The sequence below is a fragment of the uncultured Slackia sp. genome, from assembly GCF_944321625.1.
Lineage (GTDB): Bacteria > Actinomycetota > Coriobacteriia > Coriobacteriales > Eggerthellaceae > Slackia.
Window position 1 is genome coordinate 30,308 of sequence record NZ_CALUMA010000021.1, and the last position, 26,954, is coordinate 57,261.

Genomic DNA, 26,954 nt, shown 5'->3' on the forward strand with positions numbered 1-26,954 from the left:
GCCAATTCTGAAGGAGTATTGGGGGATACCCGAGAGTTGAGCTAACCATGCCCGCATGATGCGACCAGGGCAAAACCTGTAAAACGCAGCGCGAGCAATACGGCCGACGGGCCGCAGGGGGAACCAATTTAGAGGGGTATCCTGACTATCTTCGAAGGGGGAGAAATGTCAGGAGCTACAAGCCCGCATGCCGGGATGACGCGCAGGAACTTTCTCAAAACCGCAGGCGTAGCGGCGGGCGCATTGGGCCTTGCCGGCGCTGCAAGCATGACCACCGCCGATAATTGGCTAGCACCCGCCGAGGCGCACGCCGACGGCGAGGAGCGCGTGGCGCATCTGTGCCATCAATTCCACTGCCTCACGGGATGCAATCTGAAGTGCACCATCCGCGATGAGCGCGTCTCCATCATTGAGCCCAGCGATCTCGCCGAGGAAAGCCATCAGACCATCTGTCTGCGCGGCATCGGCGAAGTCGATCACATCTATGCCGCCGACCGCATCCAGACTCCGCTCAAGCGCGTGGGCGAGCGCGGCGAAGGCAAGTTCGAGGCTATCAGCTGGGATGAGGCAATTCAAACGATCGCCGACGCCATCAAATCTGCTCAGGAGCAGTATGGCGAGGGCTCGGTATTCATCCGTAAGTCCACCGAGGCGAGCATCGACTTCGACTTCTTTGGTCAGCTGATGAAGGCCGATTCTGGCGGAAACTGGGGCCTGGACCGCGGCCAGCCGAACGGCACCGCTGCGGCGTTCGGCGCATTCAGCTACTGCCCGAATCGTTCTATCCATGAGTTCTCGGATGCGTCCACCATCATCGAGCTCGGCCACAACCCGCTCGAGAGCGGCATCGTGTGGTCTCGTGCTCTGATGGATGCTAAGGAGGCAGGCGTCTACATCGTGACCGTCGACCCGCGCTTCACCGGCACCGCATCCAAGTCCAATGAATGGCTGCCCGTGCTGCCCGGCACCGACGCTGCACTGATCCAGGGCATGATTCGCGCTATCGTCGACGAGGGCTGGTATGACGAGGAGTTCATCAAGAGCAAGACGTCGCTGCCGTATCTGGTCGATCGCGAGACCGGCAAGACCTATCGCAGCGAAGACGTCATGTGCCCCAACCCGACGGTCGTGGGCATGCTGACCGTGGGCGCTCCCTATGTGTGGGATGAGGCCGAGGGCAAGGCACGCCTGTACAACGAGGAAGGCGTCCAGCCTGCTCTCGAAGGTACGTGGACGATTAACGGCAAGGAATACACCACCGAATGGACGCTCCTGAAGGAGTGGATCTCTGAGTATTCCGTCGACTGGGCTGCCGAGACCTGCGGCATCGCCAAGGAGACCATCATCGCTCTTGCCGACCGCTATGCCAACAACGGTCCCGCCATCATCGACTTTGGCCTGGGTGGTCCCGACAAGTACACCAACGCCGACGTGCTCGGTCATTCCACGTCCATCCTGGTCGCCATCACCGGCAACTATGGACGCAAGGGCTCCGGCATGGGCTTCTTCGGTGGCGTAGGCGTTGACGATCCGGCCGCAACGGTGAACTACTGGACGCTTCCCGAAGGTTACGGCTACACGAGCTGCGGCACCGCCATGTACGACATGCCGTACAACGAGAACCCGATTCATGTTGCCCTTACGTTCGGCGACGCCTTCACGCTTGAGGCCGCTGCTGCGAATGACATGCTGAACTGGGTGAAGTCGCTCGACTTCTTCGCCATCATCGACATTTATCACTCCTCTGCTGTGGACTACGCCGACATCGTGCTGCCTGCATGCTCTAAGTTCGAGTCCGAGGAGAACGTGAAGTCGCTTCGTGCGAGTTACGGTCATGTCATGCTTGCAAACAACCTGATTAAGCCGCTGTTTGAGTCCAAGACCGACCTGCAGATCGAACGCCTGCTTGCTGCTCAGTGGGGTCTCGAGGACACGTTGCCCGAAACCTACGAGGAGCTGGCGCGCTTCATGCTCGACGGAGTTGAGGAGCTCGATCCCCGCATGGCGGGCATCACCTACGACGCTCTCCTTCAGCAGGGTGGCTGCATGGCGCTTCCTGAGACCGGTCCCGATTATCGCCCTGACGGTACCGCCGACAATCTGCCGACGCCTTCCGGCAAGGTGGAGCTCTACTACGAGTATCTGACTGACTGGGGTCATCAGTTCCCGGTGTACACCGATGCGAACGAAGCGTACGCCTCCAACCCGATCAAGGAACAGTATCCGCTGTACTTCATGCAGGGTAAGAGCCGCTACCGCATCCATGCGTACTACACCGCATGCGAGTGGTTCCAGGAGAACTTCGGTCCGTATGTCAACATCAGCCCCGAGGACGCTGAGGCTCGCGGCATCCAGACCGGCGACACCGTGCGCGTGTTCAACGACCGTGGCGAGTTCAAGTGCGGCGTCCATGTGAACCGCAGCCTGCAGCCCGGCGTGCTCTTCATGGCTGAGACCACGTACACCCGCTACTACGACGAGGGCTTCCTGCAGAACGTGACGAACTCTCATCGCGAAGATCGTCAGTACGACATGTATTTCGGTCCGCAGATTCCGTACAACGATGTTCTCGTCCAGATTGAGAAAGCGTAGGTGAAGCGTCATGACGAGACTAGCTATTGCTATCAATAAGACGCGCTGCATCGGTTGCCAGACGTGCGCTTTCGCCTGCAAGATGCAGAACAACGTGCCTGAAGGCATGCGTTGGAATAGGGTCATCACCGAGGGCTGCGATGTCGAAGACGGTGCGCTCGGAACGTATCCCAACCTGAGCCGTTCGTATCTGCCCATCGCCTGCCAGCACTGCGAAAACCCCGCGTGCCAGCGCGTATGCCCCACGGGCGCTACGTATAAGGACGACAAGGGCCGCGTCGAAATCGATTACGACAAGTGCATCGGTTGCCGCATGTGCATGGCGGCGTGCCCGTACAACGCACGTGTGTTCAACTGGAACGAGCCGGTTCGCAAGCCCGATTTCAACTTCGGCGACAAGGAAGTTCCTGTACGCCCCAAGGGCGTTGCCGAGAAGTGCACGCTGTGCAAGGAGCGCACCGATCGCGGCGAAGAGCCCATGTGCGTGAGGTGCTGCCCCACCAAGGCCCGCACCTATGGCGACCTGGACGATCCCAATTCTGAGATTTCCAAGCTCATCGCTGAGCGCCATGCCTATGTCCTGCTCGAGGAGCAGGGCACCAAGCCGCAAGTCCATTACTTCGAATAAGGAGGGGGTGCAACCATGACTTCTGGCAAGACGAAAATCGCGTACGCCGTGCTGGGCATTCTGACCGTCGCCGGCATCGCCGCCTGGATCTATCAGTTGATGGGCGGCTTGGGCGTGACCGGTATGAACAACGGCACGTCGTGGGGCCTCTACATCGGATGCTTCATGTTCTTCGTGGGCCTTTCCGCTGGCGGCCTGATTGTGGCCTCTTCGGCGAGCGTGTTCCACGTGGCCGAGTATAAGAAGGTGGCGCTTCCCGCCGTCATTCTGTCCACGGCATGCATCTGCGTTGCTGGTATTTTCGTCCTGGTTGACCTGGGCGGTATCCAGCGTGTGTGGCGCATCATCACCGGATTCAATCCCACCTCGCCTCTGTGCTGGGATATCTGCGTGATCTGCCTCTATCTGGTCATCAACATCATCTACCTGGTGTTCATGACCTCCAACAAGGACGACGCTGACCGCAAGGTTGCCATCGTGAGCCGTTTCGCTCTGCCTGTGGCAATTCTGGTTCACAGCGTGACCACATGGATTTTCGGCCTGCAGCTTTCTCGCGAGGGCTGGTATTCCGCCATCATGGCTCCGCTGTTCGTCGTCTCCGCCATGGATTCCGGTCTCGCTCTGCTGATGCTGGTCTTGGGCGGCCTCAACAAGTCCGGCTGGTTCAAGACCGAGAAGAAGCTCATGTCCAGCCTTGCCGGCCTGCTTGCCACCTGCGTGGCAATCGACGCCTTCCTGGTTGGCTGCGAGATTCTGACCATGGTCTATCCCGGCGCTGCCGGAGCTGAGACGCTCGCCATCATGGCGTCCGGCGTTACCGCGCCGTTCTTCTGGGCAGAGATCCTGCTGGGTCTTCTGATTCCGTTCTGCATCCTTGTGTTCGCTCGCAACCGCGAGAACATGGGGCTCGTGATGTTCGCGAGCGTGTGCATCGTGATCGGCGTGTTCTGCAAGCGCATCTGGCTGCTGTTCACTTCCTTCTTCATGCCCAACGTGTATGGCGCTCCGGGTATCATCAGTGGCTCCAGCGCTTCGGCGCATGCGACCGGCATGGACGTTTGGGCCGTTGTGGGCACCTATGCTCCTACGTGGGTCGAGATCGTCATCGTGATCGGCGTGATTTCGCTTGGCGCTCTGGCGTTCCTGGTGTTGTGCCAGAAGCTTCTGCCCGCCGCCAAGACGGCCGAGGCGGATGGCGCGAATGCTGCCGCCGAGGGTGCTGCCGCCTAAATCGCGCGGAATAGCCGCTGCGGGCACCGCCACGGGGCAATCCCTTAAAGCGCGGCGCCTCAAACGGCCTCTTCCTTGGGGCCGCACGTACCTCCCTCCCCAACGTGCGGCCCTTTATTTTGCTAGTACACGACGGAGGTGCTTTCATGACGAAAGAGTCCATGCCTTGGCAAACGCTTTCCGAGGCGTATGCGTTTCTGGGCAACTCGCTGCTCGCTCCTATGAGCCAGACGTCTGCGGTGGGGCTTGACCCTGAGTTTTGGCGGGCGTTCCCCGATTTCGGCGATGCTGGCGTGTCTGACGCGGCTGCTGGATGCCTTGGCTATGCCGAAGGTGCTGTTGCACGTGCCGAAGAGGGTGCGAATGTCGTTCAGGATGCCTCCGTCGAATACACCAAGCTGTTCATCGGCCCGCCTTCGCCTTCAGCAGCTCCATGGGAAACTATGTATCGTTCAGATACTAATGTGGGTTTTGGCGAGGCGACCTTCCAGATGAAGGCATTGCTCAAGAATGCCGGTCTTGAGGTGAAGAACGAAAACCACCAGTACGAAGACCATATGGGCATCGAGCTTTTGTACCTTTCCGAACTATGCCGTCGCCGCGCGATGCAGGAGGCGGGTGGCCGTGATGCCGCTTCGGCATCGGACAAGCCCGCGGATGGCGCGGAAGACTTAGCATGTGCTTCCGAAAGCGATGCTTCTGTGTTCACGTTCATCGAGACGCATCCCCTGAGCTGGATCGATACATTCCATGCCCGCATCGTCGAGACGTTTCCCGAGGGCTATTTCGCCAATCTGACGGCGCTTGCCGCCGCGATCTTGCGGTTCCACACCAAGGCGATTGCCCGATAGCTGCTCTAGGCGTTGCGCAATAACTGAGTTAATTCATGTAAAGATGGCCGGCGATTCGCCGCCATCTTTTTGTTTTTTGCCCTATGAGTCTGAGAGAGACTCTTCATGCTGCAGTTTATCCGGGGTGTGCAAAGTAGCCTCGATTGCATTTCTGCGTTTTCCCAGTTCATAGCCTTGGTGGGTGAGGCGTATATTTTCCATATGCGTCAAAAACTGCAGCACGAGCAATTTTTAGGTGGGGAAGGGCGGTGAATTGGCTGAGTTCGCTGTTCCAGCGTCCAGTTTTTACGGCGGTGCGGGCGATGGTGCCGTATCATGCATCGTCCCAGGTTCACCCTGTTTGCACAATACGGCCCGCCTCGTGCATAACCTGCGCCAAGTGTGCGAAAATAGCCTGCGAAAGACACGATGTAAGGCAGGCACGTCATTATGGCAGCGCAATTCAGGATCGCGCCGGCTGACCCGGCGCTTGTTTCGCTTATTCAACAGGAATTCGGCCTCGCGCATTTCGTTGCGCGAACCATGGTCGCACACGGCGTGGGCAGCGTCGAAGAGGCGCGCATGTTCCTTTCGCCCGATATCGAGCGCGACTGGCGCAACCCCTACGAGATTCCGCAGATGAAAGAGGCGGCCGATCGCATCGAGCGCGCGATTCGCGACGGCGAGCGCGTTCTGGTGTTCGGCGACTTCGACCTGGACGGCATTTCGGCCACCACGGTGCTCACGCGCGGATTGCGCGAGCTGGGTTGCGACGCCGTGCCGTTCATCCCCAAGCGTTTCGATGAAGGTTATGGCCTGACGCCCGCCGCAATCGAGCGCGCGTGCGCCTACGAACCCAGCCTCATCGTCACGGTTGACTGCGGCATCTCGTGTAAAGAGGAAGCGCTTCTTGTGACGGATGCGGGCATCGACCTGGTGGTGACCGACCACCATGAGCCCGGCACCATGGTGCCCGAGGGCGTGCCCGTGGCAGATCCCAAATGCGACCCCTCGTGCGAAAGCTCCATTCTCGCCGGCGTGGGCGTGGCTCTTAAGATGGTGCAGGTGTTGGGAGGTCGCATGGGCCATCCGCATCTGTGGCGCGAATACACTGACTTTGCCACGCTGGGAACGGTGGCCGACCTCATGCCGCTGACGGGCGAGAACCGCGCTCTGGTCGCCGACGGCATCGCCCGCATGAATGCTACCCCGCGCCCCTGCATCGCCGCCCTTGTGGGCGTGTGCAATGTGGCGGGCAAGCCCCTCTCTTCCACGAATCTCAGCTTCTCGCTTATTCCGCGCCTCAATGCGGCGGGCCGCATGGGCAACGCCGATTTGGCGCTCGATCTTCTGATGACCGACGATTTCGAAGAGGCCCAGCAAAAGGCCGCCGAGCTCGACTGCGTGAACAGCGAGCGCCGTGCCATCGAGGCTGAGCTCGCCGAGGCCGCCAAGGCGAAGGCCGCCGCGTCATATTCCGGCGAGCGCGCGCTGGTGGTCGCGGGTGAGGGCTGGCACGAAGGCGTCAAGGGCATCGTCGCATCGCGCCTGGTGAACACCTATGGCGTTCCGGCGTTGCTCTTCACCATCGACGGCGACGAGGCGCGTGGAAGCGGTCGCAGCGTGGGCAGCGTGAACCTGTTCAAGGCCGTGGAGTCCACCTCCGACATCCTCACGCGCTTCGGTGGACACGAGGCCGCTGTGGGCGTGACGCTTCCCGTGGGCAAGCTCCCCGAATTCACTGAGCGCCTGTGCGCCTATATGGACACGCTCCCCGAAGACAGCTTCCACCCGCTTATCGAGGTGGACGCGGTGATCGACCTGTCCGAGCTCACGCTTCCCGCCGTGGAGAGCCTCGACCGCCTGGCTCCGTTCGGTCAGGAAAATCCCACGCCGCGCTACCTGGCGCACAACGTTCGCCTGGCCAATTGCCGCGCGGTGGGCGCGAACAAGAACCATCTCTCGTGCTCGCTTACCGATGGCGTGACCTCGGTGGACGGCATCATGTTCCACTGCGACGGCATCAGCTCGCTCATGACCTGCGGCTGCGTAGTGGATGCGGCGTTCCAGGCCCAGGTGGACGAGTGGCGCGGCCGCCGTTCCGTCAAGTGCATGCTCGATGCCATCGAGCCGGCGAGCACCTGCCCCGCGCTACGTGCCTGCCTGCCCGATGAAGAGATCGACTTCGTGAGCGAGCTTTACGACATCGACCGCGACCTTGAGGAGGCGGGCGACGACCCGTGCGGCTGCGGCCAGGCCGACTGCCGCGCGCGCTGGCAGACGCTCTTCCGCGAGGACCCCCAGGAATTTACGCGCCGCCTGATTGCGGCGTTCATCGGCGATGCCTCGCTCCACGACTCCCAGCGCCGCGCGCTCGACGCGCTTGCGCAGGGCAAGAACACGCTCGCGGTCATGGGCACGGGGCGCGGCAAATCGCTCATCTTCCAGGTGCATGCCGCACGTGTCGCGCTCACGCAGGGCAAAGCATCGGTGTTCGTGTACCCGCTGCGCGCGCTCCTTGCTGACCAGCGATTCCATCTCGCCTCGGCCTTCGAGAGCCTGGGGCTTGCCGTGGCCGCGCTTTCGGGCGAGACGCCCCTGTCTGAGCGCCGCCGCGTATACGCCGGTCTTGCCGACGGCAGTGTGGATGTGGTGCTGACCACGCCCGAATACCTAGCGTTCCATGCGGACGATATCGCCGCGTGCCATCGCGTGGGCTTCTTCGTGGTTGACGAGGCCCATCATGTGCTCCAATCGGGCGCCGGCCGCCGTACCGCCTATCTGAACCTGGGCATCGTGGTGTCCAAACTCGGCAACCCCACGGTGCTCGCCGTGACCGCCACCGCTCCGGCCGAGGTCGAGGAATCGGTGTGCCAGACGCTGGGCATCGAAGAGGTGGTGCGCGACGACCACGCGCGCTTCAACCTGGGGCTCGATGATCGCCGCAGCATGCGCGACAAAGACAGCTACGTGGCAGGCATTATCGCCACGGGTGAGAAGACCGTGGTGTACGTGAATTCGCGCCTGGGCACGGTGGACGTTGCCCGCACGCTGCGCACCATGGTGCCGCAGGTGGCCATGCAGATTGGCTTCTACAACGCTGGCCTCTCGCGCGAGGAGCGCGAGCGCGTTGAGCGCCTGTTCCGCGAGGGCGTGCTGCGCGTGCTCGTGTGCACGTCGGCATTCGGCGAGGGGGTTGATATCCCCGACATCCGCCACGTGGTGCTCTATGGCATGCCGTTCTCCGAGATCGAATTCAACCAGATCAGCGGGCGCGCCGGGCGAGGCGGCCAGGACGCGTGCATCCATGTGCTCTTCGGCAAGCGCGATGTCATGCAGAACGAAGGCATCCTGCAGGGAAGCGCTCCCGACCACGACGCCATGGCGTGCATCTATCGCGAGCTCAAGCGCCTGCAGCGCGAGGCTGAGGTGCAGGTTGCCGCCGGCGCGTTGGCGCATGGCGGCCAGCCGTCGGGTCCGGGTGCGGCCTCGGTGCACGAGGGCGAGGTTTTCTTTACAATATCCGATGAAGACTTGGCGGGTGCCTGCATGGCGCGCCGGCCTCGTTTCGTCATAGATGCTCAGGCATGCAGCTGCGGCATTTCGGTGTTCGAGGAGCTGGGCCTGGTGCGCACGTACGATCCGTGCGGATGCGCCTCGCGCGCGCATGCGGTGCACGTGTGCATGGGCGCGAGCAAGGTCGAGCTGACCGACAGCGTGCTGTATCGCGAGGGGATGGGCGACATGGAAGAGTTCGCCCGCTTCAGGGAATGGGTTATGCGCAGCCCTGCCGACGTGCTGCGCGGGCGTATCGTGCGCCCCATGCTGTCGGATGAACCGCAAGGGGGAGAGTAGCCATGGCAGAACAGAACCACGCTCACAGTGTTATCGCATTGCCGGTCGAGCCCGAGCTCGCCGATGCGATCGGCGCCCTCTCCATAGATTCCTACGACGGGGGCATCGCTCCTTCGGCCGCGGCGGGCGAGGATATGGCGCCTGATGCGCGCTTCGCTGAGCTCGAAAAACGCGCGTCGGCATACCTCTCCGAGGACGCCATGGAGCTCTTGCGCAAGGCCTACCATTTCGCCGACAAGGCCCATGCCGGCCAGCAGCGCAAAAGCGGCGAGCCTTTCATCGCGCACCCCATCGAGGTGGCGCTCATCCTCGCCGATCTGCGCATGGATGTAGACACGCTGTGCGCCGCACTGCTCCATGACACGGTGGAGGACACCGATGTGACCGTCGAGCAGGTGGCCGAGGACTTCAATCCTGAAATCGCGCAGCTGGTGCAGGGCGTGACCAAGATCACGCAGATTGCCGTGGAGAGCCTGACCGACGAGCAGGCGGCTACCATCCGCAAGATGTTCGTGGCCATGAGCAAAGACATTCGCGTCATCGTGATCAAGCTTGCCGACCGTCTGCATAATATGCGCACGCTGCAGGCGCTTCCCGAGGACCGCCGCATCTTCAAGTCGCACGAGACGCTCGAGATTTACGCGCCCATCGCCCATCGCCTGGGCATCGGCTCCATCAAGTGGGAGCTCGAAGACCTGTCGTTCTTCTACCTGGAGCCCGCTAAGTTCAAGCAGATCTCGCGCATGGTGGCCGAGAGCCGCGAAGAGCGCGAGCGCTATCTGGCCAACGTGATTGAGACGCTCTCCGCCGAGCTTACGCGCCTGGGCATCAAGGCGCACATCGCGGGGCGCCCCAAGCACCTGTACTCCATCTACCAGAAGATGACCAAGCGCGGCAAGGGTTTCTCCGAGATTTACGACCTGATTGCCGTGCGCGCCATCGTGGAGTCGGTGAAAGACTGCTATTCGGCACTGGGCGCGGTGCACTCACTGTGGCACCCCATGCCGGGCCGCATCAAAGACTACATCGCCATGCCCAAGCTCAACATGTACCAGAGCTTGCACACCACGGTCATCGGCCCCTCTGGTCGTCCGCTCGAGGTGCAGATTCGCACCGAAGAGATGCATCGCATGAGCGAGTACGGCGTTGCCGCGCACTGGCGTTACAAAGAGAAGGGCAGCAAGGCCGACGCCGCATTCGACAAGCAGATCGCGTGGCTTCGCCAGGTGGTGGAGCGCATGGAGGAGACGGACGATTCGCGTGAGTTCATGAGCGAGCTCAAGATGGACCTCGCGCCCACCGAGGTGTTCGTGTTCACGCCCACGGGCGACGTGAAAAGCCTGCGCGCCGGATCGACGCCGGTGGATTTCGCCTACGCCGTGCATTCCGAGGTGGGCAATCACTGCGTTGGCGCCAAGGTGAACGGCGCGATCGTGCCGCTTTCCTACGAGCTTCAGACGGGCGACCGCGTGGAGATTCTCACGCAGAAGAGCGCCACGCCCTCGCGCGACTGGCTCAAGATGGTGAAGACGCCTTCGGCCCGCAGCAAGCTACGCAGCTATTTCTCCAAGGTCAGCCGCAGCGACGATCTGGCGCTCGGCCGCGAGAAGCTTGCCCGCGAGCTCAAGAAGCACGGGCGGGGCCTGGGGTCTACTGCCAGCATCCGCGCGCAGAAGGCTGTGGCCGAGCAGATGGGCTACAAGGACGCCGACGACATGATGGTGGCGGTGGGCGCCGGCAAGGAAACGGTGCTCCATGTTGCCAACCGCCTGGTGAAGGCATTGGCGCCTGAGCCCGAGGCGGAGCCGCGCCCCGTGTCCACCATCATGACCACGGGCACCATGCCGCCCATGCTCACCATGACCAAGCGTCCCGCCGCAGCCGCCCGCAAGGGCAAGTCTTCCAACGGCGTCGTGGTGGCGGGCCTGGACAACGCGCTCGTGCGCCTGTCGCGTTGCTGCAACCCCGTGCCCGGCGACGAGATCATCGGCTTCGTCACGCGTGGTCGCGGCGTGTCCATCCATCGCGCCGACTGCCCCAATGCCAACGACCTGATGCGCGACAAGGGCCGCCTGATTGAGGTGCATTGGGAGGATTCCGCCGAAAGCGCGGCATCGTTCCAGGTGGAGGTATATATCGAGGCGCTCGACCGCCTGAACCTCCTGCGCGATATCATCAACACCATCTCGGACACCGGCGTGAACGTGCTTTCGTCCAACACCGTGAGCCATTCCGACGGCATCGTGGAGATGCGCTACCTGTTCCAGGTGTCGCAGCTCTCTAACATTGAAAAGATTCTGGAATCGTTGCGGCATATCGAGGGCGTGTTCGAGGCGCGTCGTATGCTGCCAGGAAACAATCCCCACGCCGGACGCGGCGGGAAGAAGAAGCACTAGAACCCGCGAACGACTCGATAGGAGAACCCATGCGCGCGAATTGCAAGCGAATTATCACCGAGGGCCACGGCTGCGTGCCCGTTTCCGTGCTGACCATCGGCATGATGGACAACAACTGCATGATTGTGTCTGACGGTCGCGAGGAAGGCGCACCTGCCATGGTGGTCGACCCTGCCGGCGATGCGCAGGCCATCATCAAGGCGCTCGGCTGGCTTAAGCTCGAGTACATCGTATGCACGCACAACCACAACGACCACCTGATCGCTCTGCCCGAGCTCGTCGAGGCAACGGGCGCCAAGGTTGTCGCCCATACCGCCGATTGCGCCATCATCGAATCGGGCCAGCCCGGTTACTTCGGGGCCTGGGATTCCGTCGCTCCGGTGCATGTCGACGTGAAGGTGAACGACGGCGACACGATCAAGCTGGGGTCGCTGGAGTTCAAGGTCATCCACACGCCGGGCCACACCAAGGGCGGTATGTGCCTGTACCTTGAGGGCTTCGGCGGCAAGCCGGGCATCCTGTTCTCGGGTGACACACTGTTCCGTGGGGCTACCGGCCGCGTGGACTTCGAAGGCGGCAGCGCGAAGGAGATGCGCGCGAGCCTGCGCACCAAGCTGGCGCCTCTGCCCAACGACACCATCGTGTTCCCCGGCCATGAGGGGCTGACTACGATCGGCATCGAACGCCATCGCGTAATCGAGGCGTTCTAATTGTTCCGCCGTTCTGCCGAACGGCGGAACGGCACGAATAAGCGCCACGACGCTGCAACGCGCTCTCGCACCGAATCTTCGCGCGTTCTCGCAGGCTAGCGTACGAAGTACGCGTCGCCTCCGAGAACCCACGAATCTCCGGCACGAGAGCGCGTTTCGCTGTTTCGTCCTGATTCCGCAAGCTATAAACTTGCTTAAGCTACTCTGAGGTTGATGCATTTTCTTAACAGGTAAAATCTAAGTCAATTTTTTGTAAAATTACGCGTATCATAGAGGGTGCACGTTTTGGGCGCCCTCTTTTGTTGTGCGCTCTTGATGCAGGTCATATTTCTGCGAGGGCGCGGCTGCGGAGCCGTTCGCCGTTTCGAAGGGAAGGGTGCCGTGAGCGTAGAACTGGGGACGTTTATAGCCCATCTCATGACCAACCCTCTCATGGTTGCCGTCACGCTTCTCAACGTGGGCGTCATCATCGTCAATGGCGCTACCGACGCTCCTAACGCCATCGCCACGGTGGTATCCACGCGCTCTATGAAGCCGCGCCCTGCCATCATTCTTGCTGCGGTATGCAACTTCCTCGGTCTTCTGGTGGTGTCCATGTTCACCAGCGCCGTGGCAAGCACCATCTTCAACATGGTCAATTTCGGCGGCGACAACACCGTCGCCATCGCCGCTCTTGCCGCCGCCATGGTGGCCATCATCGTGTGGGGCGGTGCGGCATGGTACTTCGGCATTCCCACGTCGCAGAGCCATTCGCTGATCGCTGGCCTTACGGGCGCGGCTATTGCCGCCATGGGCAGCCTGGATGCCATCAACTGGAACGAGTGGATCAAGGTCATCTACGGCATTCTGCTTTCGACGTTTTTGGGTTTTGGCCTGGGTTGGTTCACCGCCAAGGTGGTCGCGTTTCTGTGTAGGGGCGTCAACCGCCATAAAGCCAACGAGGTGTTCCATTGGTGCCAGATTGCCGCAGGTGCTGGCGTGGCGTTCATGCACGGCGCGCAGGACGGCCAGAAGTTCATGAGCGTGTTCCTGCTGGGCATCGCGCTTTCCGCGGGCCTCGGTCAATCCGCCGAGCTTGCTCTGCCGATATGGCTTATGGTGCTGTGCGCTATCAACATGGGTCTGGGCACCGCCATCGGCGGCGAGCACATCATCAAAAACGTCGCCATGAACATGACGCACCTCGAGGTGTATCAGGGCTTTTCCGCCAGCTTCTCCGCGACGCTGTGCCTGATTCTCGCGACCTTCACCGGCATGCCGGTTTCCACGACGCATGTCAAGACCACCGCCATCATGGGCGTCGGCGCCGCCAAGCGCAAGACCGCTGTGAAATGGCAGGTGGCGATCGATATGGTTAAGACCTGGGTGCTTACGTTCCCGGGTTGCGGCCTGATCGGCTTTTTGATGGCGGAGCTGTTCCTGATGTTCATCTGACGTATGTCGCGGCGCAGGGGCTCCGATGCGAGCGGGCGCCGTTAGTTTGGTCTGACGCGACGGCCGTGCGCGGCGCGCTTCAAAGAGAGGATTGCCATGAGCCTTAAGTCACGTTTCAACTACTTCGATGCGTTCGAGAAGCAGGTTGACCTTGCCTGTCAGGGGGCCGAGCTTCTGATTGAAATCATCGAGAACTTCACGACGTCCGATGCCGTGCTCCCCGAAATCACGCGCGCCCATGCCATCGAGCATGAGGGCGATGAGGTGTGCCACGAGGTATTCGAGGCTTTGGCGGTCGACTTCATCACCCCCATCGAGCGCGAGGACGTGATCGCGCTCACGCAGGGGCTCGATGACGTGGTGGACTACATGGAGAGCACCATTCAGCGTTTCTACATGTACAACGTGACGTCCATGCACCCGCGCGCGGTGGAATTCGCCCGTCTGCTGCTGAAGAGCTGCCAGGCGCTCAAGGCCGCCATGTGCGACTTCCGCGATTTCAAGAAATCCAAGAAGCTCAGCGCGCTGCTGGTAAGCGTTTCTGACGTTGAGGAAGAAGCGGACGATCTGTTCTTCCACGTGATGCGCGATTTGTACCTGCGCAGCGAGGAAAGCCCGGCAGACGTATTCATCTGGGACAAGCTGTTCCAGCGCCTTGAGAACACGGCAGACGCCTGCGAGCACGTGGTTGACACGATGCGCATGGTGATGCTGAAGAACGCATAGCCGAAGCGCTCGTGCGACAAGCCGAAGCACTTGCGCAACAAACATGATTACGCAACTAGAAAGGGCCCTAGGGCCCTTTCTTTTTCTATCGAATCAGGTTGTCGACCGCCCACACAAGCGCCTTGGCGCGGCGGGTCTTTTGGGTGAGCATCCAGAGCTTGCCGGCGTTATCGAGCTCCTGGCGCAGGGCCTCTTCGCGGCCGGGGGCCATTTCGTGCAGGATGGCTGCTTCGTCCTCGGGCGTCACCTCGAGGTTCTGTTCGCGGAAGATGGTTTCCAGGGCTATCTCGTCGTAGAGCTGGCGCATGGCGCCGCGGCGCAGGTCGGCCTCGACCTCCTGCGGTTTCTTACCCGTGCGGATGCGGTATTCGCGATAGGTTTCGCCGTCTTCTTCAAGCGCGGCGTGGAATGCCTTGTTCTCGCGGGCGAATGCCGCGCTCTCGAGCGTCGCAGAGACGGTGCCCGTCAGACGTGCGCGCAGGGCGCGAAGGATGTGCTTCTCGAGTTTGGGCGAAACTGAGGGCAGGGAGGGGCTTGCGGCGTCCTTATTGGCATCGGTGCGCTCTGCCTTTTGGGGGGCAACCTCCGCGCGTAGTTCTTTAGTGAGCTCGATGGGCGTTTCCAGGTCCAGTTCCATGGGCGGTATGGCGTGGAGCGATGTTTCGAACGCATAGGGCGCGCCTTCTTGGTAGGGCAGCGTCGAGCGCGTGGACGGCTCCAGCAAAAATGTCAGGCCAAGCTTGCGAATGGCGTGGTCGGTTGCCCGTGCCTTGACGGTTTCCTCCAAAAACACGCCCATTTCCATGTCGGTGAGCATGAAGCATGCCTTCTCGAGGGCGGCCGCTTCGTCGGTGCCCAGCACGGTTGCCAATCGTCGATGCGCCCCTCGTACAAACTCGGCAGCCTCTTCCGCAGTGAGAGAGCCCGAGAATTCAATGGGCATGTCGGACGGCTTTTCTCCATCGGCATCATTCATCTGGGGCATCGTGATTTCCATAGGACCTCGATTCGTTTGCCAAGCTGGCTGAAAGGGCAACCAGCAGCATGTCCGATATAGCTTCAATTCTACTGGCAGCGAATGAAGAAATGCGATTATGCGCTGACTTTTCAAAGAAAGCTCTACGCCGGAGGCCTATATGTAGGTTTGGGGCTTCTAAAACTCGACTCGCGGACTTCCGAGGCGTTGAAATGTGCTCGCGGTCCAAGCTTTCTGAGGCGAAACCCCTTGAAAATCAGGGTTTTCGAGTGCCTGTTCGAGTAGAAACGGAGTTTGTGCAGCATCGCACCAGGTCAGATGTGTGTTCAATTCTGGATACTTAGCAAGACATCCGAAAACCCTGATTTTCAAGGGGTCTTGGTGTTTTGCGGGGCTTGCAGGTCTTGAAGGGCGTCAAATTATTCGCGAGGCTGCTGCGCTATAATCCCTCGCGTTACACGATGAAGCCTGCGGCGCCGGCATGGGATTGATGTTGCTGCGCGTTTTGCCGCGGCTTATGAGGAGGCATGTATGCTCACTTCCGACCAGATTGGCGTCATTGCCGCTGCTCACGGCTTTGGTCCGGTGCAAAGCGAGCCGCTGAACGAGATCGATGGCGTGGCGCACGTGATGCGCCATGAAAAAAGCGGCGCCCGCCTGCTGTTTTTGGAGAACGAGGATGAGAACAAGGCGTTCTCCATCACGTTTAAGACGCCGCCCGCCGACGACACCGGCGTGTTCCACATCCTTGAGCACTCGGTTCTGTGCGGATCCGACAAGTTCCCGGTCAAAGAGCCGTTCGTGAACCTGCTCAAGACCTCAATGCAGACGTTTCTGAACGCGCTCACCTTTCCCGATAAGACCATGTATCCGGTGGCGAGCACCAACGACCAGGACTTGCTCAACCTGATGGATGTGTACATGGACGCCGTGCTGCATCCGATGATCTACAGCAAGCGCGCCATCTTCGAACAGGAGGGCTGGCACTTTGAGCTGGACGAGGCTGAGGGCGACGCACCCGAGGCGCTGCGCTATAACGGCGTGGTGTTCAACGAGATGAAGGGCGCCTTGGCCGACCCCGATAGCGTGCTGTACCACGCGGTGAACGCGGCGCTGTTTCCGGGCACGTGCTACGAGTTCGAGTCGGGCGGGCATCCGCGCGCCATCCCGCAGCTGACCTACGAGGGATACTTGGACACGCATGCGCGCCACTACCGTTTGGATAATTCTTATATCGTGCTGTACGGCGACCTCGACCTTGACCGCGTACTGGGCTTTTTGGACGAGCGCTACCTTTCCGCGGCGGATTGCGCGCCGCGCACTGATGACGCCCCTAATGAGATCGGCATCGCTGCGCCGCGCGTGACGCTGGACGTCGAGGTGCCCATGGATACCGCTCCCGAGAACGCGACGGTGGGCGTGGGCTACGTGATTGGCGAGGCGCGTGATTTCGAGCGCGTGCTGGCAGCGGACGTGCTGATGGATGCGCTCATGGGCGGCAACGAATCGCCCATCAAGCGTGCGGTGCTTGATGCTGGTTTGGGTGGCGATGCTACGGCGTATCTGTTGGATTCGCAGGCGCAGCCGGTTGCCATGTTCCAATTGAAGGGCGCGAAGCCGGGCGTCGCTTGCGCGTTCATGGAGCTTATCGAATCTGAGGCACGACGCCTTGCTGAAGAGGGCATCCCGCGCGATCTGCTCGAGGCGTCACTTTCGCAGATGGCGTTTGACCTGCGTGAACGCGACCGCGGTATGGCCGACGGCGTGCCGCTGGCCATGAACGCGCTGGCCGGTTGGCTTTATGGCGACGATATGGCCACCACGTATCTGCACTACGAAGATGTGCTGGCGCATATGCGCGCCGGTCTGGACGGGCGCTATTTCGAGGACGTTTTGGCGTCGCTTCTGCCGGCGAACGGTCACAAGGCGCTCGTGGACGTGGTGCCTCAGGAGACCGGCGGCGAGACCGAAGAGGCCGCCGAACTTGCGGTGAAGCTCGCCTCAATGAGCAGCGAGGATAAAGAGCGCGTGCAGGGGGACGTCGCTGAACTGCGTCGTTTGCAGGAAGAGCCCGATTCGCCCGAGGCTCTGGCGACGCTGCCGCAACTGCATGTGAGCGATATCGGGGCTGCGCGACCCGATACGCAGGCGCGGCGCTTCGAGGGCGCGCCTCTTACGTGCCTGCACTACGATATGCCCACGCGCCATATCGACTATCTGCGTCTATATATCGATATCGACCACCTCAACTGGGATGACTTGCCGTACGTGACCATTTTGTCCATGCTGCTGTGCCGTTTGGATACCGCGCAGCATACGGCGGCTGATTTGGACACCTATGCCCGCTCGCATCTGGGGAACTTGAGGTTTGCGGCGAACGTGTATGCTCCTGACGGGGCGCCTGATGATCTGTCGCTCAAGATGGTGGTGTCGGCAAGCGCTCTGTCTGAGGAGCTTGAGCATCTGGCAAGCATTCCGCGCGAGATATGGGAGACCACGCGCTTTGACGACGCGGGTAAGATTCGCGATGTACTGGTGCAGCGCCGCATCGCCATGGAACAGGCGTTCATGAACGAGGGGCATACGCGTGCCATTAGCCGTATGACCTCGTATTTCTTCAAGTCGTGCGTGCTGCGCGAGCAGATGAGCGGCGTGGATTTCTACTTGTTCCTGAAGGATTTGATCGAGCACTTCGACGAGCGGTTCGACGAGCTCAAGGCGCGTCTCGAAGATATGAGGGCGCGCGTGTTCTCGGGCGAGCGCGTGACGGCGAGCTTTGTGGGCTCGCGCGAGGACTGCGCGAAGTTCTGGGAGCTTGCGGGAACGCTCGGCTTTGCCGCGGAGGGCCCGGCATGCGTGCTGGGGGCTGAGTCGGCGGCAGAGGATGTCGAACGCTCGCGCATCGCCATACCCGAGCCGCAGGCTAAAGACGAGGCGTTCGTCGTGTCCGGCGATGTGGTGTATGTGGCGAAAGGCGCCGACGTGTCCGGCATGGGTGCGTTCGATGGCGCATGGTCGGTTGCGTCTAACGCGCTTTCGTTCGATTACCTGTGGAACGAAGTGCGCGTGAAAGGCGGCGCATACGGCGTTGGGTTCCGCCGTGTGGCGGCGGGGCTCGCGCGCTACTATTCGTTCCGCGATCCGGCGGTCGACCCCACCATCAAACGTTTCGACGCGGCGGGGGAGTGGCTTGCCGCCTTTGAGCCCGATGCCGACGAGATGGAAGGCTACATCGTTTCTACGGTGGCGACGCATGATGCGCCGGTCAAGCCCAAGGCGGCGGCGCTTCGCCAGGACGGTGCCTACTTCACGGGCAAGCCTGTGGATTGGCGTGAAAAGACGCGCGAGCAGATTCTTGCGGCAACGCCCGAAGTACTGCGCGGCTTCGCGCCGACGCTCGATGCTGTGGCGAAGAGCGGTCACGTATGCGTGTTCGGCAGCAAAGAGTTGATTTCCGCCGCGAAATCGGTCGATCTCGAGGTCACGGAGTTGTTCTAGGTAAGGTTTGCTGCAAAAGGGAAAGCCTATCCAAAACGGGACGGGAGCACTAAGCTTCCGTCCCGTTTTATCCACGCGGCATCATGACATCGCGGCTTCTTCCCGAGCTCTTCTGTATAGAAGCAATGAGGGGCCGACAGGGGCGGGTCAAATTACCCCAAAGAGGCCGTATTCATTTGTTTGCGTCGTGCCTGCTTGAGCCAGTTTTTCTTGAATGCGCCTATGCTGCCGAAAAACTTATCGTACGTGCCGCCGTTTTCTTTGGCGGCATATTTTACTGCGGCAAGCTCAATAGTGCAGAGGTAGTCAGCTACCTGTTCCAAGCGATAGTCTGACATGGAGGTATGCCTTTGTTCAACAGCATTTTTTGAGAGTACGAACCCGATGGATTGGTCGAGTGCCCGCTTCACGATGTCTTGCCCATGGTCGTAATAGACTTTCACATCATCAAATGACTGGAAGAATGCCAAATTGTCGAACATCAAGTTAGATACATCGCGCTTCATTTTTGCAGAGAGCGCGAGAGGGTTGTCGTACTCGCGACGTCGGTATACGAATGTTCGATATGCGATAGGAAGTCGCTGCGTCAGGATATTGAATGCGTACAACAGTTTTTTGCGACTTTCAAGCGGAAGGTGCTCATAGGGGCCGTGCCCATTAAGGAGCGGCTCCGAATGGAAGGGAATGTTGGGCAAATTCGCCGCGAGAAGAGACTGTTCGTAAGCGGATATTTTCTCAGCAATGGAATCAGCTTGATTATGGAAAACAAGGGTGAGGAGGTAATAGCGAGAGGTTCCACCTCGGCCTCCCGATTCGTCAGCGAATATCGAAAGTTCCCTTGCCAACTTTGCCAATATAGCCTCCCGAATATGAAAATGCCGGGGGATAAGCCCCCGGCGCTTGGAGGTAGCAATACTTGCCACCATTGGCTTTATACCATACTTTGCTCGTGCCTGTCAGTGGATAATTTGCGCAGGTGTTGCGAACGAGATTGCTTCTGGCTTTACGGAGCAAAAGCGAGAGAAAGCGCTAGGAGCAGAATTGTGACGATGATGAATAGGACCGCGACGATAACGAGCGCTACCCGTCCGCTTTGCGGCGTTTTCGTTTTGATGAAGCCGTATGCGTGGAGCTTATCGGAAAAGGCATAGAACAAGAAGAAAAGCGCATTACACGTAGACATGAAGCCACCTGTAATGAGAAGCTCGAACCTGCTGCCGTATCTATCAACCTGTCCGTTAAATCCAAAATGCATCGCCACCACGTCGGGCGCTGCGGCAAAGAATGCGAGCGAAATCGCAAATGGCGCGATCACGAGAATAATCCAGAATGCGAGTGTCAGGGGTTTCATGGGCATTCTCCTAAGAACATTGTTATTGTATATCACGCTTTGAGGTTGCTTTATCGTGGCCACAATGCAATTCGTAGCCGGCTCTCATATAATCAGATTATTCATTTGAGTAACGAATTGGCCACGAAACAGGAAAGACGTGAGCGGAAACAAGTCCATCTGCCATGGTGGCGCGTGGTTTTTAGTGCGACAATGCGACAAGAAAGGAGGCGCTCATGGGCAACGTGTTTCGCGTATTCGCGCGCGATGTGAAGCGCGTGGCAAAGGTGCCGGCGGCGTGGCTCGTGGCGCTGTTCCTCATCGTGCTGCCGTCGCTCTATGCGTGGTTCAATGTGATAGGGTTCTGGAACCCCTACGAGAATACGGGCAATTTGCGCATCTGCGTGGTGAACGAGGACGTGGGTACGCATGACGAGGTGCTGGGCGACCTTGATTTGGGCTCCCAGATTGTCGATCAGCTCAAAGACAACGATCAACTCGGATGGGATTTCGTCGATCGCGACCAAGCTATGCAAGCGGTGGAATCGGGCGATGCGTACGCGGCATTCGTGATACCGCAGAATTTCAGCTCCGACATGGCTACGATTCTGACGGGCGATTTCACTGCGCCGAAGCTCGAATACTACGTCAATGAGAAAACCGGCCCCGTGGCGCCCAAGATCACCGATACGGGCGCAACCACGCTTGACACCACGGTGAACGATACTTTTGTATCCACCGCGAGCGAGGCGGTGGCAAAGGGCATCGACGAATGGCTGGGCGATTCCAAAACCGACCTGGAAACCGCGCAGGGTGGCGCCATCGACCGCCTTGATGCGGCGAGCGGCGATGTCTCCGACGCGCGTGATGCCCTTGATGAGCTGGCGGCATCCGCCGAAGAGGCGCAAGGCAAGGCGGATGACGCCAAGCAGACGCTCGCCGACGCAAAAGCGCAGGCCGTACTGCTTTCTTCTGCGTTGGGCGACGTATCGGCGCTAACGGGCGAGGCTACGTCGGGAATCGTCAGCTTTTCAACTTCAATGGGCAGCGTGCTTGACCAAGGCTCGCTTCTGTTGTCCCAATCATCGGCGCAAACGAATGCCGCCATCGGCCAAACGGCGTCGGGCATCGTGGCGGCGCAAGGCGATGTGGATGCCGCGATTTCGCGGGCGAATGCGGTGGTCCAGGAAAACGCCCAGATGGCGGAGGCGCTTGATGCCATAGTAGCGGGCTTGCCCGAAGGGGAGGGAAAGGATGCGCTTGCTCAGGCGGTAGCTTCTCTGCAGGGGGCGAACGACCAGGCCCAGCAGACCCTCGACGGGCTTTCTGCGCTGTCTTCCGACATTGCCGGCACGGCAACGTCTGTTTCGGGCGCGTCGGGGTCGGTCGATTCCGCCGTACAGGGCACCATTGAGAGCGTGGATGGATTCCGAGCATCCCTGACCAACGATACGGTGCCGTCGCTGAGCGCTGGCTTGGGCCAGATAGGCACCGCCGCCAACGGGCTTTCGTCCACGGTGTCGGGTCAGGTCGTGCTCATCGACCAGACGTCCTCGGCGCTCGACGAGCTCAAATCAACCCTTCAGCTATCCGCCGACGCGCTTACCCAGACGGACGATCTGCTGGCGGGCATCCAATCCGATTTTGATACCGCCGCAACCGACATCAAAGCGCTCGGATCGTCGAACGCCATCCAGGAGCTTTTCGACGGCGACCTCGATCCGCAGAAGGTGGCCGACTTCATGATGTCACCCACCACTGTGCAGACGGAAAAACTCTATCCGCTGAATGCGTACGGCTCGGCCATGGCGCCGCTGTTCATCAACCTGACGCTGTGGATTGGTGCGTTCATGCTGATGGTGATCATGCGCATCGAGGTGGACGGCGAAGGCGTGCCGGGCATCAAAGCGTGGCAACGCTATCTGGGGCGTTGGCTGTTGCTTGCGTTCATGGTGGCGCTTCAAGCCATCGTGTGCGTGACGGGTTGCCTCGCGATTGGCGTGCAAACCGCGAGCGTTCCGGCGTTCTATCTGACCGCCATCGGCGCGTCGCTTGCCTATCTGAGCATCCAATATGCGCTTTCCGGCACATTGCAGCATGTGGGCATGGGCCTTTGCATCATCCTGGTGTTCATTCAGATCCCTGCGGCTACGGGTCTGTACCCCATCGAGATGACCACGGGATTCTTCCAGGCGGTGTACCCGGCGTTCCCGTTCACGTACGGCATCAACGCCATGCGTGAGGTCATCGGCGGGTTCTACGACGGGGCATGGCTGCACGACATGGGCGTGCTGGCGGCGTTCTTCGTCGCGTTCATGGCTATCGGCCTTGCCGCGCGCCCGTATGTAGCCAATCTCAACCGCCTGTTCGCGCGACAGCTCGAGGAAAGCGACCTGATTAACAGCGAAGCCGTGCAGCTGCCTGAGCGGCGCTATCGCCTTGCACAGCTTATCCGCGTGCTGTCCGACCGCGATGAATATCGCGACGCCATCAAAGCGCGTGCGACCCGCTTCATGAAGATGTATCCGCGCCTCAAGGCGGGTGCGCTCGTGCTGGGCGTGGCGGTTCCCGTTGCCGCCATGACGGTGCTCGCGGTCACGCAGGCCGAGAAGGTGGTCATGCTCACGGTGCTGCTGGCGTGGTTCGTGCTGCTGGTGGGCTTCTTGATCGTGGTCGAATACGTGCGCGATAGCCTGGTCAGGCAGGCGGCGCTTGATTCGATGACCGACGATGAGGTGCTGTCGCTGTACGTCGATCGCAGCAAGGTGGAGCGCTGGCACGACAGCGAGGCCAAGGTTGCCCATCACGCTGCGCACGCACCGGGTTCGCCGATGGCGCGTCCTACGGTGAACCCGGTAATTCCCCGCGGCAAGCATGCCGCCGGGCAGAAGAATCCGCCGAAAGGAGGCGTGCGATGAAAAATATCTGGCGCCTCTTCGTAGGCGATCTCAAACGCATGGGCAGCAACGTGGTCACGGTCATCATCGTGTTGGGCCTGGTGGCGCTGCCGTCCATATTCTCGTGGTACAACATCATCGCGTGCTGGAATGTGTTCAACAACACGGGCAACCTGACAGTAGCCGTGGCCAATTCCGACGAAGGTTATCAGAGCGATCTGGTGCCCATCCGCGTGAACATCGGCGACCAGGTGGTGTCGGCTCTGCGTGCGAACGACCAGATGAAATGGGAGTTCACTGACGAAGAGGACGCGATTGACGGCGCCAAATCGGGTAAATACTACGCGGCGGTGGTCATCCCCAAGAGCTTCAGCCGCGACATGATGACGTTCTACACCGGCGACGCGCAGCATGCGAGCATCGTGTACTACACCAACGAGAAGAAGAACGCCATCGCGCCCAAGGTGACCGACCAGGGGGCCGACCAGATATCTACCCAGGTGAATCGTGTGTTCGCCGAAACGCTTTCCGAGGCAGCGTTGGGAATCTCGTCATCGCTGATGGACTATTTGGATTCTGCCGGCGCAAGCGGCGCCATCGCGAAGCTGGGTGATCGCGTGGGGTCGGTAGGCGAGCAGATGACGCAGGCGTCGCAGGTTTTGCGCACGTATTCCCAGGTAATGGGCACGGCGGGTGCACTGGTGGAAGATTCCGGCGACCTGATCGCTCAGGCGCGCGTTTCGGCGGGCGATGTGGCATCGGAAGCCGGAGAGGCCAAAGATGCTGCAGGAACGGTGACGGGTGCGCTGGACGATGCCGCCGGCGCTCTTTCGTCGGCAATCGAGCAAAGCTCGGCGGGGTATGGGGCTGTGGCCGATTCCGTTGATGCGGCGTTCGATTCTGCGGGCGCGCTTGCGTCGGATTCCGCCGATCAGCTGCGCTCCCAGGCATCTGCAATCGACAGCCAGATCGCGAATTATCAAGATCTAGCGGCGCAGTTGGAGACCATCAAGGCCAACCTGCCCGAAGAGGACCAGGCGGCGGTCGATGCCGTGATTACGCGCCTGAATTCGTCCATCGAGCTTCAGGGACAGCTGCGCGATTCGCTGAATTCGGCCGCCGATTCCATCGAGGCGGGCAGCTCGGACACGCAGGCAAAGCGCGATGAGGTCAAGCAGCTGGCGGCGCAGGCGCAGGAAAGCCTGGCGGGCGCGAAGGCCGATTATGATTCCAACCTCAAGCCTACGCTGCAGCAGCTGGCCAGCGACGTGGGGGATGCGAGCACGTCGCTGGCGGCAATAGGGTCGCAGCTTGATGCTGCGGCGTCCGACCTGACGGGCGCGACCGATTCCGTGGCGGGCAAGGTGGATGCTGCGCAGCAGGGGCTCGATGACGCCGCCGACCAAATGGAAGAATCGGGCGCCAAGCTCACCGAGCTCTCGCAGGATATCTCGAAGGCCTTGGCGTCCAACGACACTGAGGCGCTGCGCAAGGTGATAGGCAGCGACCCTTCGGCGCTCGCGACGGCGCTTTCGGCTCCGGTGCAGCTCGATCGGCATGCGGTCTACCCGGTGGAGAACTTCGGTTCAGCCATGGCGCCGCTCTATACCACGCTTGCGCTGTGGATCGGCGCGCTGCTCATCATGGTGGCGCTCAAGGTGAACCCGTCGCAACGCACGCTGGAGGGGCTCGACAATCCCACGCCGCGCCAGCTGTTCATCGGCCGCTTCGGCGTGGTGGCCGTCATCTCGCTCATGCAGAGCACGTGCGTGTGTCTGGGCAACCTGTTCTTCCTGCGCGTGCAGGCTAACGAGCCGCTTTTGTACCTGCTCATCTTCTGGGTGGCGGGGCTGGTGTTCGCGTTCATCATCTATACGCTGGTGGCGTCGTTCGCCAACTTCGGCAAGGCGCTTTCGGTGTTTTTGCTGATCATCCAGGTGTCGGGCGGCGGCGGAAGTTATCCGCTGCAGCTGCTGCCGCAGTTCGTGCAGGACGTGAGCCCGTATCTGCCCATCACGCACGCGGTGAACGCCATGCGTGCCGCGCAGTTCGGCGTATACCAGGGCGATTTCTGGGTGCAGCTGGGCACGCTCGCACTGTTCACCCTGCCGTTCATCGTGCTGGGGCTGGTGCTGCGCAACCCGCTTATCAAGCTGGTGGGCAAATTCGTGGAGAAGGTGGAAAGCACCAAGGTGATGTAGGGAAGCGGGCGGCGTCTCGGCGGCGTATCCTGCACCTTCTCTGTTGTTTTGCGGGAATTTGCATTCATGGTGTTAAAATACCGCGTTACGTATAACGCCATGTCACGCGTGATTCGCGCGCTAGAAACGAAGGACGCACATGCCTTACAACGCACCCGAGGGTACCGCCGATATGCTGCCTGCCGCCGCACGACTGTGGCGACAGACCACCGACACGGCTGCCAAACTCTTTTCTACGTATGGATACGAGCCCATCGACACGCCTCTTTTCGAGCTGACCGAGGTATTCACCCGCGGCATCGGCGAGGCCACCGACGTGGTGGGCAAGGAGATGTTCGTGGTGCGCAGCGGCGAGAACTACAAGCGCGCGCTTGCCGCCGGCGACGATTCGGGCCTGAAGTCCAAGCAGAAGCTGTCGCTCCGCCCCGAGGGCACGGCGGGCGTGGTGCGCGCTGTGGTACAGCATAACCTGGTGGAGCAGGGTGCTGCCCCCGCCAAGCTGTTCTATGCCGGACCGATGTTCCGCGCCGAGCGCCCGCAGAAGGGTCGCTTGCGTCAGTTCCATCAGATCGGCGCCGAGTGCCTGGGCTCCACCGAGCCCACGGCCGATGCCGAGATGATCATCATGCTGATGCGTTTCTTCGAGCGCATGGGCGTGCCGGCGAAATCCATGCAGCTGCTGATTAACTCCATGGGCGATGAACACTGCCGCCCCGCCTATCGCGAGAGCGTGCGCCAGTACATTCTGAACCACGAGGGTGAGATGTGCGAGGAGTGCCGTCGCCGCGCCGATACCAATCCGCTGCGTGCGTTCGACTGCAAGAACGAGACGTGCGCGCATGTGATGGCGGGCGCCCCCAAGATTACCGACCATCTGTGCGACGATTGCCGCGAGCACTATGAGGCCGTGAAGAGCCTGCTGGATGCCGCTGGCATTAAATACATCGAAGACCCCACGTTGGTGCGCGGCCTTGACTACTACACGCGCACCGTGTTCGAGGTCCAGGTGACCGAGGGTATGGGTTCGCAGAGCGCCATCGGCGGCGGCGGCCGTTACGACAAGCTGGCCGAGGCTGTGGGCGGCCGTCCTACGCCGGGCCTGGGTTTTGCGCTGGGCTTCGAACGCATGGTTCTGGCGCTTGAAGCGGCAGGTGCGCTTTCCGACACGCCCAAGCGTGTGGACGGCTATATCGCCTGCGTGGATGACTCCGTACGTCCTACCGCGTTCGACCTGCTGTGCGCGGCGCGCGATGCAGGCCTCACCGTGGAGATGGACCACCAGGGCAAGAGCCTGAAGAGCCAGTTCAAGATGGCTGACAAGCTGGGCGCGCGCCACGTATTCGTGCTGGGTCCTGACGAGTTGGCCCAAGGCAAGGCGCGCGTGCGCAACATGGCTTCGCACGAGGAGCGCCTGGTGGATATCGCTGCGGCGCGCAAGCTTTTGGCGCACTTCGGCGGACAGCCCATGGGTGCGGCGAGTACGCCCGTATCCCTCGACGAGCTGTTCTCATCCGAGAATCTGTAGGCGTCGGCGCGAACGTCGCTGAAGGGCCTTGCGGGTTCGGACGCACGTTTCGCTGTCGGCGCCGCCTCCTGCGCCTTCCGCGCATCGAAGGCGCTGCGGCCGCATTGCGCTGCCGCGTTTGGGCGT

General features: G+C 60.8%; 16 protein-coding genes. 13 read left to right on the plus strand and 3 right to left on the minus strand.

Going from position 1 to position 26,954, the window contains the following annotated elements:
* Positions 1 to 165 precede the first annotated feature (165 nt).
* The 9 genes from Q0J60_RS01785 (at position 166) to Q0J60_RS01825 (ending at position 14,401) form a co-directional block, all read left to right on the plus strand.
* Entirely contained in the window at positions 166 to 2,592 is a 2,427-nt protein-coding gene (locus tag Q0J60_RS01785) for a molybdopterin-dependent oxidoreductase (RefSeq protein WP_294438484.1), read from the plus strand.
* A 10-nt stretch (positions 2,593 to 2,602) separates the two neighbouring features.
* On the plus strand, positions 2,603 to 3,220 hold the full coding sequence (locus Q0J60_RS01790; RefSeq protein WP_294438485.1) for a 4Fe-4S dicluster domain-containing protein: 618 nt from the start codon (positions 2,603 to 2,605) through the stop codon (positions 3,218 to 3,220).
* A gap of 15 nt (positions 3,221 to 3,235) precedes the next feature.
* The gene (gene nrfD, locus Q0J60_RS01795; protein WP_294438486.1) at positions 3,236 to 4,450 is read left to right on the plus strand and encodes an NrfD/PsrC family molybdoenzyme membrane anchor subunit; all 1,215 of its coding nucleotides are present in this window, start codon (positions 3,236 to 3,238) and stop codon (positions 4,448 to 4,450) included.
* A gap of 146 nt (positions 4,451 to 4,596) precedes the next feature.
* Positions 4,597 to 5,301 (plus strand): molecular chaperone, encoded by a 705-nt coding sequence (locus tag Q0J60_RS01800; RefSeq protein WP_294438487.1) that lies wholly within the window; start codon positions 4,597 to 4,599, stop codon positions 5,299 to 5,301.
* 429 nt (positions 5,302 to 5,730) lie between these two features.
* Positions 5,731 to 9,135: a single-stranded-DNA-specific exonuclease RecJ gene (gene recJ / locus Q0J60_RS01805; protein ID WP_294438488.1), complete on the plus strand. Its 3,405-nt coding sequence runs from the start codon at positions 5,731 to 5,733 to the stop codon at positions 9,133 to 9,135.
* Between the two features lie 2 nt (positions 9,136 to 9,137).
* Entirely contained in the window at positions 9,138 to 11,531 is a 2,394-nt protein-coding gene (locus tag Q0J60_RS01810) for a bifunctional (p)ppGpp synthetase/guanosine-3',5'-bis(diphosphate) 3'-pyrophosphohydrolase (protein WP_294438489.1), read from the plus strand.
* Positions 11,532 to 11,560: 29 nt separating this feature from the next.
* A complete protein-coding gene (locus tag Q0J60_RS01815) occupies positions 11,561 to 12,241 on the plus strand; it encodes an MBL fold metallo-hydrolase (protein ID WP_294438490.1) in 681 nt (226 codons plus the stop codon).
* Between the two features lie 381 nt (positions 12,242 to 12,622).
* Positions 12,623 to 13,675: an inorganic phosphate transporter gene (locus tag Q0J60_RS01820; RefSeq protein WP_294438491.1), complete on the plus strand. Its 1,053-nt coding sequence runs from the start codon at positions 12,623 to 12,625 to the stop codon at positions 13,673 to 13,675.
* Positions 13,676 to 13,771: 96 nt separating this feature from the next.
* On the plus strand, positions 13,772 to 14,401 hold the full coding sequence (locus tag Q0J60_RS01825; RefSeq protein ID WP_294438492.1) for a DUF47 domain-containing protein: 630 nt from the start codon (positions 13,772 to 13,774) through the stop codon (positions 14,399 to 14,401).
* A gap of 85 nt (positions 14,402 to 14,486) precedes the next feature.
* Here the strand turns inward: Q0J60_RS01825 and Q0J60_RS01830 are convergent, their stop codons facing one another.
* Entirely contained in the window at positions 14,487 to 15,398 is a 912-nt protein-coding gene (locus Q0J60_RS01830) for a hypothetical protein (protein ID WP_294438493.1), read from the minus strand.
* A gap of 510 nt (positions 15,399 to 15,908) precedes the next feature.
* On the opposite strand from Q0J60_RS01830, the gene Q0J60_RS01835 reads away from it, so the two are divergent.
* Complete coding sequence (locus Q0J60_RS01835) at positions 15,909 to 18,875, plus strand: insulinase family protein (protein ID WP_294438494.1); 2,967 nt, start codon at positions 15,909 to 15,911, stop codon at positions 18,873 to 18,875.
* Between the two features lie 152 nt (positions 18,876 to 19,027).
* Here Q0J60_RS01835 and Q0J60_RS01840 read toward each other — a convergent pair whose 3' ends face one another.
* Together Q0J60_RS01840 and Q0J60_RS01845 are read right to left on the minus strand one after the other, a co-directional pair.
* Positions 19,028 to 19,801, minus strand: coding sequence for a DUF3800 domain-containing protein (locus Q0J60_RS01840; protein ID WP_294438495.1), 774 nt, complete (start codon positions 19,799 to 19,801; stop codon positions 19,028 to 19,030).
* Positions 19,802 to 19,878: 77 nt separating this feature from the next.
* Positions 19,879 to 20,226, minus strand: coding sequence for a DUF1648 domain-containing protein (locus Q0J60_RS01845; RefSeq protein WP_294438496.1), 348 nt, complete (start codon positions 20,224 to 20,226; stop codon positions 19,879 to 19,881).
* A 215-nt stretch (positions 20,227 to 20,441) separates the two neighbouring features.
* Between Q0J60_RS01845 and Q0J60_RS01850 the strand changes: the two genes are divergently transcribed.
* From Q0J60_RS01850 to hisS, 3 genes are all read left to right on the plus strand, one after another.
* Positions 20,442 to 23,123: a YhgE/Pip domain-containing protein gene (locus Q0J60_RS01850; RefSeq protein ID WP_294438497.1), complete on the plus strand. Its 2,682-nt coding sequence runs from the start codon at positions 20,442 to 20,444 to the stop codon at positions 23,121 to 23,123.
* A complete protein-coding gene (locus Q0J60_RS01855; protein WP_294438498.1) occupies positions 23,120 to 25,303 on the plus strand; it encodes a YhgE/Pip domain-containing protein in 2,184 nt (727 codons plus the stop codon). Before Q0J60_RS01850 ends, Q0J60_RS01855 begins: the two co-directional genes overlap by 4 nt.
* Before the next feature lie 139 nt (positions 25,304 to 25,442).
* Complete coding sequence (gene hisS / locus Q0J60_RS01860; RefSeq protein WP_294438499.1) at positions 25,443 to 26,828, plus strand: histidine--tRNA ligase; 1,386 nt, start codon at positions 25,443 to 25,445, stop codon at positions 26,826 to 26,828.
* Positions 26,829 to 26,954 lie beyond the last annotated feature (126 nt).